The organism is Burkholderia semiarida (assembly GCF_029268935.1).
GTDB lineage: Bacteria > Pseudomonadota > Gammaproteobacteria > Burkholderiales > Burkholderiaceae > Burkholderia > Burkholderia semiarida.
In genome coordinates this window covers 1,669,832-1,684,907 of sequence record NZ_JAHLCL010000007.1, presented here as the reverse complement: position 1 = coordinate 1,684,907, position 15,076 = coordinate 1,669,832, and the positions used below count along the sequence as shown (strand labels likewise).

Below are 15,076 nucleotides of genomic sequence, written 5' to 3'. Positions count from 1 at the left end.
AACGATGACGCTTGACCTGTCGACACCGGCGACCGCCGGCTACCTCAGCGGTTTCGCGAACGAGTTCGCGACCGAGGCGCTGCCCGGCGCGCTGCCGCACGGCCGCAACTCGCCGCAGCGCGCGCCGTACGGGCTGTACGCGGAGCAGTTGTCGGGCACCGCGTTTACCGCACCGCGCGGCCACAACCGCCGCTCGTGGCTGTACCGGATTCGCCCCGCCGCCGTGCACCGGCCGTTCGAGCCGTATGCGGGCGCGCAGCGGCTCGTGTCGGAGTTCGGCGATTCGGCCGACGTGCCGCCGACGCCGCCGAACCAGTTGCGCTGGGATCCGCTGCCGATGCCGGTCGAGCCGACCGATTTCGTCGACGGCCTCGTGACGATGGCCGGCAACGGTTCGGCCGCCGCGATGAACGGCTGCGCGATCCATCTGTATGCGGCGAACCGGTCGATGCAGGACCGCTTCTTCTACAGCGCGGACGGTGAACTGCTGATCGTGCCGCAGCAGGGGCGCCTGTTCATCGCGACGGAATTGGGCCGGCTCGACGTCGAGCCGTTCGAGATCGCGGTGATCCCGCGCGGCGTGCGTTTTTCGGTCGCGCTGCCGGACGGCGACGCGCGCGGCTACATCTGCGAAAACTTCGGCGCGCTGCTGCGCCTGCCGGATCTCGGCCCGATCGGCTCGAACGGGCTCGCGAACCCGCGCGACTTCCTGACGCCGCAGGCCGCGTACGAAGACCGCGAAGGCGCGTTCGAGCTGATCGCGAAACTGAACGGGCGCCTGTGGCGCGCGGACATCGGCCATTCGCCGCTCGACGTCGTCGCGTGGCACGGCAACTACGCGCCGTACAAATACGATCTGCGCCTGTTCAACACGATCGGCTCGATCAGCTTCGACCATCCCGATCCGTCGATCTTCCTCGTGCTGCAGGCGCAGAGCGACACGCCGGGCGTCGATACGATCGACTTCGTGATCTTCCCGCCGCGCTGGCTCGCGGCCGAGGATACGTTCCGCCCGCCGTGGTTCCACCGCAACGTCGCGAGCGAGTTCATGGGGCTCGTGCACGGCGCGTACGACGCGAAGGCCGAAGGCTTCGTGCCGGGCGGCGCGAGCCTGCACAACTGCATGTCGGGCCACGGGCCCGACGCGGACACGTTCGAGAAGGCGTCCGCGAGCGACACGACGAAGCCGCACAAGGTCGACGCGACGATGGCGTTCATGTTCGAAACCCGCACGCTGATCCGGCCGACGCGCTACGCGCTCGATACCGCACAGCTGCAGGCCGATTACTTCGAATGCTGGCAAGGCATCAAGAAACACTTCAATCCGGAGCAAAAGTGAGCGATACCCAAGACTGGCGCGCGACGCTCGACCCGGCTCGCAGGAGCTGGGTCGATACCGCGAACGATCCCGCCTGCGATTTCCCGATCCAGAACCTGCCGTTCGGAATCTTCAGCGATGCGAAGCAGACGGCGCGCCGCGCGGGCGTCGCGCTTGGCGACCAGATCGTCGACCTGGCCGAACTGAAGCGAGCCGGGCTGCTGACGTTGCCGCTGTCGAGCCCCGAGGATTTTGTCGAGATGCGCGATCGCGCGTTCGAGCAGCCGACGCTGAATGATTTCATCGCGCTTGGCCGCGATGCATGGCGCAGCGTGCGCGTGCAACTGTCCGACCTGTTCTCGCGCGACAACGCACGGCTGCGCGACGACGCGGCGCTGCGCGCGAAGGTGCTGGTGCCGCAGCGCGACGCGACGCTGCATCTGCCGGTCGAGATTCCCGGCTACACCGATTTCTATTCGTCGAAGGAGCACGCGACCAACGTCGGCTCGATGTTTCGCGATCCGAAGAATGCGCTGCTGCCGAACTGGTCGGAGATGCCGATCGGCTACAACGGCCGCGCGTCGTCGGTGGTCGTGAGCGGCACGCCGGTGCGGCGCCCGAACGGGCAGCTGAAGCTGCCCGACCAGGAGCGTCCGGTGTTCGGCGCGTGCCGCAAGCTCGATATCGAACTGGAAACGGGCTTCATCGTCGGCCGCGGCAACGCGCTCGGCGAGCCGATCGCATGCGAGGACGCGGAAGCGCATATCTTCGGGATGGTGCTGCTGAACGACTGGAGCGCACGCGATATCCAGCAGTGGGAGTACGTGCCGCTGGGGCCATTCAATTCGAAGGGCTTCGCGACGACGATCTCGCCGTGGATCGTCACGCTCGACGCGCTCGAACCGTTTCGCGTCGCGCAGCCCGAGCAGTCGCCGCCGCCGCTCGCGTATCTGCGGCATGCGGGCAAGCATGCGTTCGACATCGCGCTGGAAGTGACGCTGCGCGCCGAAGGTGCGGCCGAGGCCACGTCGATCTGCCGCACGAACTTCAAGCACATGTACTGGACGATGGCGCAGCAGCTCGCGCATCACACGGTCGCGGGCTGCAACACGCGCGTGGGCGACCTGATGGGTTCGGGCACGATCAGCGGACCGACGAAGGACTCGTTCGGCAGCCTGCTCGAACTGACGTGGAACGGCAAGGAGCCGCTCGCGCTGAACGGCGGCGGCAGCCGTACGTTCATCGAGGACGGCGACGAGCTGACGCTCGCCGGCTGGTGCCAGGGCGACGGCTATCGCGTCGGCTTCGGCACGTGTGCGGGCAAGATCTTGCCGGCGCGGAGCGCGTGACGGATCGCGGCGACGGAACGTCACGCGCAGGTCACGTGTAGATCACGCGTAGTCTGGAAGGACAGGGCGGCCCGCATTGCGCGGGCCGTTTCCGTTTACCGGAGAGTGGGCGCGAGCGGGCCGATGCGTACCGGTGCATGATGCTGCGCGCCAACGCCAACGCCAACGCCAACGCCAACGCCAACGCCAACGCCAACGCCAATCTGCATCAGATCGCGCGTTGCACCGCGGCGCGTCGTTCCCACAACGCGGCCGCGACGAACGCGGCGACACAGGCGACCAGCACGCCGACCAGCGCATGGCTGCCCAACTGCTCCATCAACGCGCCGGCAACCAGCGGCCCGCCAAAGCTCGCGGCGCTCCACGACGCCGACACGAGCGAGCTCGCGGTGACGAGCGCGGCGCCGCGGAAACGTTCGCCGCACGCGACGAGCGACAGCGTATAGATGCTGCCGGCCGCCGCGCCGAGCACGAACAGCAGCGGCCAGCACAGCCACGGATTGGCGATGACGAACGGCAGCAGCGGCAGGCCGCCCAGCACGATCCAGCCCGCGCCGAGGTGTACGCGTTCGCGGCCGAGCTTGTCCGCGAGCCAGCCGATCGGGAACTGCATCGCGGTATCGCCGAACAGCATGATCGACGCGAGCAGCACGGCGGTCGCGCTCGCGACGCCGTGATCCATCGCGTAGAGCGGCAGCAGCGACAACGCGAGCGTGTCGAACAGCGCGAAGAAGCCGGTGCCGATGATCAGCGCGGGCATGCGCGGCAGCACGTCGAGCCAGCGGCCGTGCGCTTCGTGATGCGCGTCGTCGCCGGCGAGCGGCGCGCGGCGGATCGTCGCGAGCGTCGGCAGCGCGAGCAGGAACAGCGCGCCGCACAGCGCGAAGCGAATGCGCGTCGCGCCGGCGATCTGGCTGACCAGCACGGGGCCGGCCATCTGGAACAGCGTGAAATTGGTCGCATAGATCGCGACCACGCGGCCGCGTGTCGAATCGTCGGCGAGCTGGTTGACCCATGCTTCGCCGATCGTGAACAGCAGCATCAGCGCGGCGCCGCACAGCACGCGCAGCACGCCCCACAGGATCAGGTTCGACGTGAACTGCATCAGCGCGGTGGCGGCCGCGAGCAGCACGACCGACACGACGATCGCGCGGCGCGCACCGATGTGCCGCGCGAGCGCGGTGACGAACGGCACGATCGCGAGGCCGCCGAGGGCCTGCGCGGCCGTCAGCATGCCGACGACGTTGGTGCCGTGTCCGGCTTCGGTCAGCGCGAGCGCGGTGAGGGGAAGCGTGGCGCCGGTGCCGAGGCCGACGACCGCGACGCTCAGGATCAGCGCGAGGAAATCGCGATTGAGAATGGCTTTCATCGGCCGGGATGCTACACCGCGGCCCTTCAAAGGTCCATGAAGGCCGTCACGTTTGAATGGCGTTGCGCACGCAACGATTACCGCAGGGTTGCGTCATACGTACTCGGTCGGCACGACTACGGGCCGGCGTTCGAGCGACGCCGACCACAGCGTGAGCGCGAGCGCCGCGACGGCCATCGCGACGCCGACCCACGGCAGGTTCACGAGCGATACGCCCGAGCCGATCGCCATCCCGCCGAGCCACGCGCCGGTCGCGTTGCCGAGGTTGAACGCGCCCTGGTTCAGCGTCGACGCGAGGTTCGGCGCGTCGCTCGCGCGATCGACGATCATGATCTGCAGCGGCGGCACGATCGCGAACGCGAGGATGCCCCACACGAAAATCGTCGCGAGCGCGGCGAACGGCAGATGCATCGTGCCCGCGAACAGCGCGAGGACGATGCCGATCAGCGCGAGTGTCGCGATCAGCGACGGCATCCGGCGCCAGTCGGCAAGCTTGCCGCCGAGCGTGCCGCCCGCCGTCAGGCCGAGGCCGAACAGCAGCAGCACGTACGTGACCTGACGCGGCGAGAAGCCCGTCACGTCCTCGAGGATCGGCGTGATGTACGTGAACACGCTGAACAGGCTCGCGGACGCGAGCACGCTGATGCCGAGCACCATCAGCACCTGCGGATGCTTCAGCACGCTGAATTCGCGCGTGATGCTGGTGTCGGGCATCGCGAGGTGCTTCGGCAGACACACCGCGAGCGCGGCGGCCGCGGCGATGCCGATGCCGGTGACGGCCCAGAACGTCGCGCGCCAGCCGAACGCCTGGCCGAGCGCGGTGCCGAGCGGCACGCCGAGCACGTTCGCGAGCGTGAGGCCGGTGAACATCAGCGCGATCGCCTGCGCGCGGCGGTTCGGCGCGACGAGGTTGCTCGCGACCACCGAGCCGATGCCGAAGAATGCACCGTGGCAGAACGCGGTGACGACGCGCGCGGCCATCAGCACCGCATAGCCGGGCGCGATCGCACAAAACAGGTTGCCGGCGATGAACAGGCCGATCAGGCCCATCAGCGCGCGCTTGCGCGGCATCTTCGCGGTGACGATCGCGAGGATCGGCGCGCCGATCGTCACGCCGAGCGCGTAGCCGGACACGAGCATCCCGGCGGCCGGGATCGACACGCCGAGATCGCGCGCGACATTGGGCAGCAGGCCCATGATCACGAATTCGGTGGTACCGATTCCAAATGCGGCGACGGCAAGGGCGAAAAGAGGCAGGGGCATCGCGGTAGGCTCGGGAAAAGAGGCCGCTCGAGCCCAAGCGCGGGAGACGCGGGGCGGGCGGTCGGTGAGGCGAACGTCAGCCGCGATTCTACTTCAGTGAAAACCCTTATGTTTGGGGTCAAAACGGGTGTTGCCGGCGTGCGACGGGGCGGCAAGCGGGAAGTTCATACTGTGGGATTTTCGGCGATTCGGTCGCGAGGCGATGGCGGTTGCCGAACCTTGGATCAGGCGATGTGCTCGGACGATCCATTGGGCATCGTGGCCGACGTTTCTTTCATTTCAGTCTCTATTGACGACGCAGCCGATCGGGCCCCGTCGGTCGCCGCCGGATCGTCCCAGCCGTTCTCGAACAGGCAGGCTTCGATCGGCATCCGCGCGGCCCAGCGTTCTTGTTCCAGCATCGGCTTCGCATAGAACGCATCGACGTGCCCGATGCACAACACGGCGATCGGCTTCGCGCCGTCGGGCATCCGCAGCAGCGTGCGCAGCGCATCGACGTCGAACAACGACACCCAGCCCATCCCGAGCCCTTCCGCGCGCGCCGCGAGCCACATGTTCTGGATCGCGCACGCGGCGGACGCCAGGTCCATCTCCGGCAGCGTGCGGCGGCCGAACACGTGGCGCTCGCGGCCGTCGGCGAGCGCGACGACCAGCAACTCGCCGCATTCGCGCACGCCTTCGACCTTCAGCCGCATGAATTCGTCCTGGCGTTCGCCGAGCGCGTCGGCGGTCGCGCGGCGCTCGGCCTCGACCAGTGCGTGGACCGACGTGCGCAATGCGGGATCGGTGATGCGGATGAAGCGCCACGGCTGCATGAAGCCGACGCTCGGTGCGTGGTGCGCCGCGCGCAGCAGGCGCGCGAGCACGGCCGGATCGACGGGCGCCGGCGTGAAATGGCGCATGTCGCGCCGTTCGAAGATGGCACGGTAGACGGCGGCGATGTCGGAATCGTCGAAACGCATGAGCGGCAAAGGCAGGGATGACGTCGACGCAACGATAGCAGACGGCGCGCGCGGGAATCGTTACGTCACCTGAAACAATGCGCGTAATTGTGGGTGATGGCGAGTGCAGTGTGCGGCAACCTGCACAAGCAAACGATTGCGAATGCGCTGCCGGCCGTCAAACGTGCCGTTTTTCGTGGTTTCTCAGCGGTTTGCCGTCACGACGTTCCGCGGCGCGCCCGCATGCCACGCCTCGATGTTCAGCAGCGTCGTGTGCGCGATCTCGGCCAGCGCCTCGCGCGTGAAGAACGCCTGGTGCGACGTGACGATCACGTTCGGGAACGTCAGCAGGCGCGCGAGCACGTCGTCCTGCAGCGGCAGGTCGGAGTGATCCTCGAAGAAGAGCCCGCTTTCCTCCTCGTACACGTCGAGCCCGAGATGACCGAGCTGGCCGCTCTTGAGCGCGTCGACCAGCGCCTGCGCATCGACGAGCCCGCCGCGCCCGGTGTTGATCAGCATCGCGCCATGCTTCATCCGCGCGAGCGTCCGTTCGTTGATCAGGTGGTGGGTCGACGGCAGCAGCGGGCAATGCAGGCTGACGACGTCGGCGCGATGCAGCAACTCGTCGAGCTCGACGTAGCGCGCGCCGAACGCGATCAGTTCGTCGTTGTACGGCGGCACCGAGTGCGCGAGCACATGCATCCCGAAGCCCATCATGATCTTCGCGAACACGCTGCCGATGATGCCGGTGCCGATCACGCCGACGGTCTTGCCGTGCAGGTCGAAGCCGAGCAGCCCGTTCAGCGAGAAGTCGCCTTCGCGGGTGCGGGCGACGGCGCGCGGCAGGCGGCGGTTGAGCGCGAGGATCAGCGCGACCGCGTGCTCGGCGACCGCGTGCGGCGAATACGCGGGCACGCGCACGACCGTGACGCCGAACCGTTCGGCGGCGGCCAGGTCGACATGGTTGAAGCCCGCCGAGCGCAGCGCGATCAGCCGCGTGCCGCCGTCGGCGAGCCGTTCGAGCACGGCCGCGTCGACGGTGTCGTTGACGAACGGGCAGACGACGTCATAGCCGTGCGCGAGGATCGCGGTTTCCGCGTCGAGGTGCGACGGCTGGAAGTGCAGCCGATAGCCGAACTGCCGGTTGGCGGCGGTAAACGAATCGTCGTCGTACTGCCGGCTGCTGAACAGGATCACGCGCACGCTGCACCTCCGAGGGCTGACGCGCGCAGTTTACTGCAGGCCCGTGACGATGTCGGAGCGGTCGGGGCCGCGCACCGGCCGCAGGAAGCCGTAGTCGGTCCGCTCGCGGCCGGACGGCGCGCCGAAGTGCTCGAGCGCGTGCTCGACGAAGCTGCGCGTGCGGGCCGGCACGTACTGGCGGTTCGGATAGACGAGCGACAACTGCGCGTCGGGATCGTCGATCCGGTAGCCGGCCATCAGCCGCACGAGCGTGCCGTGGTTGAGCGCGTCGGCGACGCACGGCTCGGGCAGCACCGCGATGCCGGCGCCGGCCACCGCCGCCGCCTGGACGAGCGCGAGCTGGTTGACCGTGCAGGCCGGGCGTACCGTGACCGAATGGACGACGCCGTCGTGACCGACCAGTTGCCACGTCGGCGCGTGCTGGTGCGGCGCGAGCGTGACCCAGTCGTGGCCCGGCAGGTCGTCGGGCACGCGCGGCTCGCCGCGGCGGTCGAGATAGGCGGGCGCCGCGCACGCGACGAACGGGTTCGGCGCAAGGGTGTGGCCGATCAGCGCCGGGTTGCCGTCGAGCCGGGTGCCCGTGACGATGCCGACGTCGTAGCCCGAATCGAGCACGTCGAGCGGCCCTTCGGCGACGGTCAGCTGCACCCGGAGTTCGGGATAGCGGTGCCGGAAGCTGCTGACGAGCGGCGTCAGCGCGAGCGGCGACAGCAGCCCCGACGCGACGACGCGCAGCGTGCCGGCCGGTTCGCGCACGGCATGCGCGACGGACGATTCGAGGTGGTCGAATTCCTCGAGCAGCGCGCGGCAACCGTCGAGGTAGCGCACGCCGGCCTCGGTGAGCGACAGGTTGCGCGTGGTGCGATGGATCAGCCGGGTGTTCAGGTGGCCCTCGAGCATCGCGATGGAACGCGTGACGAGCGCATTGGACACGCCGAGATGGTGCGCCGCGCGCCGGAAGCTTTGCTGCTCGGCGACGCAGACGAATACACGCATGGTCTGAATCTGGTTCATGGCTTGCGTATTTCTGGCCCGGTTGATTGATTTTGGTTGTGATTTATCGCCGCGCAACGCCGAAAGCGCATCGCGCGGCCCCTAGCGCTCCCTCGTATCGAAAATGGAATTTCGATTCCGCAGACGATTGTTCAATAAAGAACCGATATCCGTCAACCTGCGAAAACGGGCGGGTTGCGTAAAATCGAAATCGCGAGTAATGGTTTAACGCTGCGGTGCAGCAAGGGCGTACGGGGTAAAACCAGTGCGGTATTGGTGGATTCGTCGGTTTGGAGAATATTTCCCATTCAATCAACGGGTTGTGTGAAATGTGAGCACGCCGTAGCAGCGCCTTTCGGAGTCGTTCCCCAATACATGCAACCGTAATGGATGTTTTTTCCACGTTCGGATTTTGTGTATCGAATTCGCTCCGCGATTTGTATCAGGTAACCGGTGTATTCGTACGGTCCGCCAATGGGGCGGCTGAACTGTCAGTTTCGACGAATAGTCTCGATATTGGCGGAGAAAATCGCGCCCGCGGAACGCGAATGGAACCGTTTCACGACCGGCTCGCACGCCCTTTTTCAATCCGGACGGCCGTCGCGCGCGTGGTGCGCGGCCGGCTGGCCCGGTCCGGCGACCGGGCCACCGTCGTGCTGTCCGAACGGGGGTGCCTCTTGCGCAAGGCGGCGGAACACGGAATGATCGTTCAGTTCGCTGCGCGTGCAACGGGCGCGTGCAACGGGCGCCGTCCCGCGGGCGTTCGCGCACTTCCTTTCCTCACTTTTTCCAGCCATGTCCATCGATCATTCGCCGATTCCCTGTCCCGTCGTCGTGCCGCTCGACGCGATCCTGCCCGAAGAACCGCTGCTGATGATGGGGGCCGGCCCGGTCCCGATCCCGGCCGCCGTCGCCAAGGCGAACACGATCGTGATCAATCACCTCGGCGCGACGATGGCGAAGATCATCGAGCAGGTGAAGGAGATGGCGCGCTACGTGTTCCAGACCCGCACGAAATGGGTGCTCGGCGTCGCGGGCCCCGGCTCGGCCGCGATGGAAATGGCGATCTCGAACCTCGCGTGGCGCGGCACGCGCGTGCTGTCGATCCGCAACGGGTTCTTCAGCGCGCGGATGGCCGAGATGGCCACGCGCGTCGGCGCCGACGTCGCGACGCTCGAAGTGGCCGACCGCGCGGTCGCGAGCCTCGACGAGATCGCCGACGCGATCGCGCGCGAGCGGCCTGAGATCGTCACGATCGTGCAGGGCGAGACGTCGAACACCGTGTGGAATCGCGACCTGCGCGACATCGCCGCGCTCGCGAAGGCGGCCGGCGCGCTGGTCGTCGTCGATGCGGTATGCACGCTGTCGACGATGCCGCTCGAGATGGACGCGTGGGGCATCGACGCGGTGATCACCGGCGGCCAGAAAGGGCTGTCGTCGATTCCGGGCGTGTCGCTGATCGCGTTCTCCGACGCCGCGTGGGAACGCATGAAGCACCGTCCCGAGCCGAATGCGCACTGGTGCCTCGACATGGCGCTCGCGGAGAACTTCTGGCACAACGCCGGCTATCACTACACGGCGCCCGTGTCGGGCGTGCTCGCGCTGCACGAGGCGCTGCGGCTCGTGTGCGCGGAGACGCTCGAGAGCCGCTTCGCGCGCCACCTGCGCTGCTCGCTGGCGCTGCAGGCGGGCGTCGAATCGATGGGGCTCAAGCTGTATGCGCCGAAGGACTGCCGGCTCAATTCGGTGGTCGGGATCGAGACGCCGGAAGGGCTCACGCCCGGGATGGTGTGCGGCCATATCTCGAAGCAGTACCAGGTCGAGATCTCGGGTTCGTTCGGGTTGCCGATCGTGCGGATCGGCCAGATGGGCGAGCAGTGCCGCGAACACAACCTGTTCCGCACGCTGCATGCGTTCGGCCGCACGATGGTCGACCTGAAGGTGCCGGTCGACCTGCCGGCCGGCGTCGCGGCGCTCGAACAGGAACTGTCGCGGCGCGGCGCGTAAGCCGGGAGGCGCGGCACGGGGCCGCGCTCAGCGGCGCTGCATCGCGCGCCGGTACGTATTCGGCGTCGTGCCGTGCGCGTCGCGAAAGCGATGGCTGAAGTGGCCGGCATTTGCGTAGCCGCAGTCGGCCGCGATCTGCGCGAGCGGCAGCGCGGTCGTGCGCAGCAGCTCGCGGGCCCGGGCGAGCCGTTGCTCGGCCACCCACGCGTGCGGCGCGCGGCCGAACGACAGCCGGAACATCCGCGAGAAGTGATATTCGGACAGCGCGGCGACCTCCGCGAGTTCGCCGAGCGTCAGCGGCTGCGTCAGGTACGTGTCGATGTAGTCGCGCACGCGGCGGCGCACGGCCGGCGCGAGCCCGCCGCGGAACGACGTGTCGGTGCGCATCGTGCTCTGCCCGCGCAGCAGCAGGCTCAGTACTTCGTGCGCGGTCTCGTTCACGCGCAGCCGCTCGTCGGCATCGTCCCAGCCGTCCAGCGCGAGCGAGCGCAGCAGCGCGGCGACGCGCGCATCCTCGAAATAGGTGCGATCGGCGAGCTTCAGCTCGCGCGGCTCGCGATCGAGCTCGCGGATCGCGCGCTGCGTGAAGTGCTCGGGCAGGAAATACAAGTGGATGAAATGCATTTCGCCGCGCACCCACCAGCGTGATTCGTGATCGCCCGGCAACGCACACAGCAGGCTCGGCGCGCCGTAGCGCGGCACGCGCTGGCGCTCGGTCCGGTAGCCGCCGTCGAGGTAGCACGACAGCGTGTGGTGGCCGGGCTGCTCGTAGACCGTCTCGCTTTCGTCGGTGATTCGCGTCCATTCGGCGATCGCGAGATGGTCGCCGAGCCACGCGAAGCGCTCGAGCGTCGCGTTCGCGTCGGCGAGCGTGCGGCACACCGACTGCAGGCCGAACGGCAGATCGCCGCCGGCCAGGGCGGCGGCGCGGTCGATGGGCGGGGCGCAGAGGGAGAGACTCATGATGCGCCGAGTATAAGCGGGCGCGCGGCGCCGCGTGCGGCGCGCCGAAAAAGACCGCAATTCCGGACAATTGGCACGCGTCGTGCGGCGGCATAGTCGGGATCCCGATTCACCCGAATGTCCGGATTGCCGCCATGAACCTGTCGCTTTATTTCGTCACCGTGCTGATCTGGGGCACCACCTGGATCGCGATCAAATGGCAGCTCGGCTCGGTGCCGCCGCCCGTGTCGATCGCGTGGCGCTTCTGGCTCGCGGCCGCCGTGCTGTTCGCGCTGCTGCGCGTGATGCGCCGCCCGGTGCGGCCGCCGCGCGAAGCGTGGCGCTTTCTCGTCGCGCAAGGCTTCGCGCTGTTCTGCCTGAATTTCCTGTGCTTCTACTACGCGGAGCAGGTCGTGCCGAGCGGGCTCGTCGCGGTGATCTTCTCGACCGCGCCGCTGCTGAACTCGATCAACGGCCGGCTGTTCATGGGCCGCCCGCTGCGGCCGTCGGCGATCGCCGGCGCCCTGCTCGGGCTGACCGGCATCGCGTGCCTGTTCTGGCAGCAGATGGCCGGCCATCTCGACGACCACGCGACCTGGGCGGGGCTCGCGATCGCGTTCGCCGGCACGATGTGCTTCTCGGCGGGCAACCTGCTGTCGAGCCGGATGCAGTCGATGGGGCTGCACCCGCTCGCGACCAACGGCTGGGCGATGCTGATCGGCGCGGCGATCCTGACCGTCGGCAGCGCCGCGGCCGGAATGCCGTTCACGCTCGACATGAGCCCGCGCTATCTCGGCGCCCTCGTGTACCTGGCCGTGCCGGGCTCGGTGATCGGCTTCACCGCATACCTCACGCTCGTCGGCCGCATCGGGCCGGAGCGGGCCGCGTACTGCACGGTGCTGTTCCCGATCGTCGCGCTGGCCGTGTCGACGGTGTTCGAGGGCTACCAGTGGTCGCTGCTCGCGGTGATCGGGCTGCTGCTCGTGGTGGCCGGCAATCTCGTCGCGTTCGACCTCACGCGGCGGTTGTTTCTGCGGACGGCCTGATGAAGTTCGCCGCTGCGTGAACCCGCGTTCACGGAAACCGGCGAACGGTCGACTTGGTTGACACGGTTGACTTGGTTTCGATTCGGGGCTACGCTCGATCATTCCGGTCGTGACGGGAGGTGATGATGATTGCGCGGGCGCATACGCTGGAAGGGACGGCCGTCGTTCTTGATGTCGAGGCGGAGGAAGCGCTGCGCAGCGCTGTCGGCGCCGCGACCATGCTCGGCCCCGATCGCGCGCGGGCGCTGCTCAGCTTGTCCGACGAGCAATTGGGGCACCTGTTCAAGGCCGGCATCGCGCAGGTCATCGATCTCGCCGGCACGATCACGTTCGGCATCGCCGCTGCCGCGACGCGCGACAGGAAGCCGACCGGCGGGAAGAAGCGGGCGGCGGGCGTCGCCGCCGATCTGGAGCGGCAGGTGCAGGCGGAACGGCGCATGCTGGTCGCCGACGGCAAGCTGCTGCCTGCCGCGCAGACATGGGCCGGCCTCGGCATGACGCGGCAGGCGCTCAGCAAGGCCGTGGCGTCCGGTCGAATCTTCACGGTCGATGTCGGCGCCGCACAGTACTATCCGGCCTTCTACCTGACGGGAGATATCGATCGGAAGACGTTGGGCAGGGTGACGCAATGTCTGGGCGATTTGCCGGGATGGAGCAAATGGCAGTTCTTCACGACGCCGAAGGCGTCGCTGGGCAACGTTACGCCGCTCGTCGCGCTGTCGCGCGGGAAGGTGGACGAAGTCGAGCGCGCCGCCACGGCGTTCGCCGAGCGCTAGGCGGCCCGTTTGCTGACGGCGCCGGGGGAACATTTCGCGAGCGCGACACTGGTGACGCGCGAGGTGGCGCCGCCGGCGCTCGTGCGCATCTCGCGATTCGCGACGGGCGAGCCGTATTTCGGCAAGTCGGGCGGCAGCCGCTTCGACGATCCGCGCAAGGGGCGGCGGTACGGCACCAGCTACTTCGATTTCGATCTGCATTGCGCGTTCGCCGAAACGGTGCTGCATGACGAAGTCGCCGATCTCGTGCTGGGCGGCTTTCCGCTCGTGACGACCGAACTTGACCGCCATGTCCTGTCGTTCGATGGCGCGCCGCTGACCGTGGCCGTCCTGCATGGGTTGCCGTTAAACAACCTGGGCGGCGATGGTGCGTTGTCGACCATCGCGCCGTACGACATTCCGCAGCAATGGTCGCTTGCCGTCCACCGACATCACCGCCGGGTCGACGGCTTTCTATACATGTCCCGGCATCTCAATACGTCGGAGGCACTCGTGCTCTTCGATCGTGCCGCACCCAAAACTCTCGCTCAAGAACGCCGTTCCGTTTCGGCGCCATCCCCACGCGGTTCACGTATTGCGGGACTTCAACGTGTTGCTGCGTTGAGCCGCGTTGAACCGCATCGCGCACGACACGCTCACGCCGCCGCACCGCTCCCCGCCACCCGCGCCTGCCGCTGGTACAGCATCATCGACAGCGCGACGCCTGCCGCGGCGGCCACCGCCGCGAACAGGAACACCTGCGGATAGCCGAACGCGCCCGCGACATAGCCGGCGAGCGGGCCGGTGATGCCGAGCGACAGGTCGAGGAACACCGAATACGCGGACAGCGCCGCGCCGCGGCTCGCGGCCGGCACGAGCGCGACGGCCTCGACGCCGAGCGCCGGGAAGATCAGCGCGAAGCCGAAGCCCGTCAGCGCCGCGCCGACCAGCGCGACGTGCGGCACCGGCGCGAGCCACAGCAGCACGAGGCCCGCGCATTCGAACGCAAACGACACGATCGCGACGCGGAAGCCGCCGTACGTCTTGATCGTGTTCGCGAACAGCAGGCGCGCGCCGATGAACAGCGTGCCGAACACGGTCAGCGACAGCGCGGCGTTCGGCCAGTGGCGCGCGGCGTAGTACAGCGTGACGAAGGTCGCGATCGAGCCGAAGCCGGCCGAGCCGAGCGCGAGGCCGAGGCCGTGCGGCAGCACGCGCGTGAACACGCTCGCATACGACATCCGTTCGCCGTGCACGAGCGGCACCGGCGCGATCAGGCGGGCGAGGTAGAAGCCGAGTGCGGCGAGCGCGATCACGATCACGCCGATCAGCGCCGGATTCAGCGTATGCGCGATCGCGACGCCCACCGGCGCGCCGAGCGCGAGCGCGCCGTAGGTCGCGATGCCGTTCCACGAGATCACCTTCGCGTTGTGCGCGACGCCGACCCGCCCGATGCCCCACAGGATCGCGCCGGTGCCGCACAGGCTTTCGCCGACGCCGAGCACGAGCCGGCTCGCGACCAGCAGCACGAGGCTCGCGACCGGCCAGTGCGCGAGCAGCAGCGCGACGAGCAGCAGCACGCCCGACACGCCGCAGCCGACCAGCCCGCGCAGCACCGTCTGCTTCGGCCCGAGCGTATCGGCGAGGCGCCCGGCGAGCGGCCGCGACGCGAGCGTCGCGAAGTACTGGACGCTGATCGCGCCGCCCGCGACGATCGCGGAAAAGCCGAGCTCGTCGTGGACGAAGCCCGGCAGCACCGCGAGCGGCAGGCCGATGGTCAGATAGCAGATGAACGTGAAGCAGACGACGGACACGATTTGCAGCGTGAGCGCGAACCCGCTGCGCGGCGGTGTGGCGGAATCGGATGGCATGGGGTCGGAACGAATGGCG

The 15,076-nt window shown here is 68.2% G+C and carries 13 protein-coding genes; 6 read left to right on the top strand and 7 right to left on the bottom strand.

What is annotated here, in order from left to right:
* Positions 1 to 4: 4 nt before the first annotated feature.
* Together hmgA and fahA are read left to right on the top strand one after the other, a co-directional pair.
* On the top strand, positions 5 to 1,339 hold the full coding sequence (hmgA, locus tag KPB06_RS20760) for a homogentisate 1,2-dioxygenase (protein ID WP_059574244.1): 1,335 nt from the start codon (positions 5 to 7) through the stop codon (positions 1,337 to 1,339).
* Positions 1,336 to 2,667 carry a fumarylacetoacetase gene (gene fahA / locus KPB06_RS20755; protein WP_099316097.1) on the top strand — a complete coding sequence of 444 codons (1,332 nt, stop codon included), beginning with the start codon at positions 1,336 to 1,338 and terminating at the stop codon, positions 2,665 to 2,667. Before hmgA ends, fahA begins: the two co-directional genes overlap by 4 nt.
* A gap of 208 nt (positions 2,668 to 2,875) precedes the next feature.
* Here the strand turns inward: fahA and KPB06_RS20750 are convergent, their stop codons facing one another.
* The 5 genes from KPB06_RS20750 to KPB06_RS20730 form a co-directional block, all read right to left on the bottom strand.
* Entirely contained in the window at positions 2,876 to 4,036 is a 1,161-nt protein-coding gene (locus tag KPB06_RS20750; protein WP_099316098.1) for an MFS transporter, read from the bottom strand.
* A 93-nt stretch (positions 4,037 to 4,129) separates the two neighbouring features.
* Positions 4,130 to 5,299, bottom strand: a complete 1,170-nt coding sequence (locus KPB06_RS20745; RefSeq protein WP_275906286.1) for an MFS transporter — start codon at positions 5,297 to 5,299, stop codon at positions 4,130 to 4,132.
* A gap of 224 nt (positions 5,300 to 5,523) precedes the next feature.
* Entirely contained in the window at positions 5,524 to 6,261 is a 738-nt protein-coding gene (gene bluB / locus KPB06_RS20740) for a 5,6-dimethylbenzimidazole synthase (RefSeq protein ID WP_275906285.1), read from the bottom strand.
* 183 nt (positions 6,262 to 6,444) lie between these two features.
* Positions 6,445 to 7,443 (bottom strand): 2-hydroxyacid dehydrogenase, encoded by a 999-nt coding sequence (locus KPB06_RS20735; RefSeq protein WP_104012406.1) that lies wholly within the window; start codon positions 7,441 to 7,443, stop codon positions 6,445 to 6,447.
* 30 nt (positions 7,444 to 7,473) lie between these two features.
* A complete protein-coding gene (locus KPB06_RS20730; protein ID WP_104012405.1) occupies positions 7,474 to 8,457 on the bottom strand; it encodes a LysR family transcriptional regulator in 984 nt (327 codons plus the stop codon).
* 774 nt (positions 8,458 to 9,231) lie between these two features.
* Between KPB06_RS20730 and KPB06_RS20725 the strand changes: the two genes are divergently transcribed.
* Positions 9,232 to 10,443, top strand: a complete 1,212-nt coding sequence (locus KPB06_RS20725) for a pyridoxal-phosphate-dependent aminotransferase family protein (protein ID WP_059574237.1) — start codon at positions 9,232 to 9,234, stop codon at positions 10,441 to 10,443.
* Positions 10,444 to 10,470: 27 nt separating this feature from the next.
* On the opposite strand, the gene KPB06_RS20720 is transcribed toward KPB06_RS20725, so the two are convergent.
* Complete coding sequence (locus tag KPB06_RS20720; protein ID WP_060965628.1) at positions 10,471 to 11,406, bottom strand: AraC family transcriptional regulator; 936 nt, start codon at positions 11,404 to 11,406, stop codon at positions 10,471 to 10,473.
* 134 nt (positions 11,407 to 11,540) lie between these two features.
* On the opposite strand from KPB06_RS20720, the gene KPB06_RS20715 reads away from it, so the two are divergent.
* From KPB06_RS20715 to KPB06_RS20705, 3 genes are all read left to right on the top strand, one after another.
* Positions 11,541 to 12,431 carry a DMT family transporter gene (locus KPB06_RS20715; protein WP_060312770.1) on the top strand — a complete coding sequence of 297 codons (891 nt, stop codon included), beginning with the start codon at positions 11,541 to 11,543 and terminating at the stop codon, positions 12,429 to 12,431.
* Positions 12,432 to 12,556: 125 nt separating this feature from the next.
* Entirely contained in the window at positions 12,557 to 13,207 is a 651-nt protein-coding gene (locus KPB06_RS20710) for a hypothetical protein (RefSeq protein ID WP_089464960.1), read from the top strand.
* Between the two features lie 9 nt (positions 13,208 to 13,216).
* Entirely contained in the window at positions 13,217 to 13,954 is a 738-nt protein-coding gene (locus KPB06_RS20705) for an RES family NAD+ phosphorylase (protein ID WP_275906284.1), read from the top strand.
* On the opposite strand, the gene KPB06_RS20700 is transcribed toward KPB06_RS20705, so the two are convergent.
* Positions 13,843 to 15,057, bottom strand: a complete 1,215-nt coding sequence (locus KPB06_RS20700) for an MFS transporter (RefSeq protein ID WP_099316102.1) — start codon at positions 15,055 to 15,057, stop codon at positions 13,843 to 13,845. The two genes, KPB06_RS20705 and KPB06_RS20700, sit on opposite strands and share 112 nt — an antisense overlap.
* Between the last annotated feature and the right edge of the window lie 19 nt (positions 15,058 to 15,076).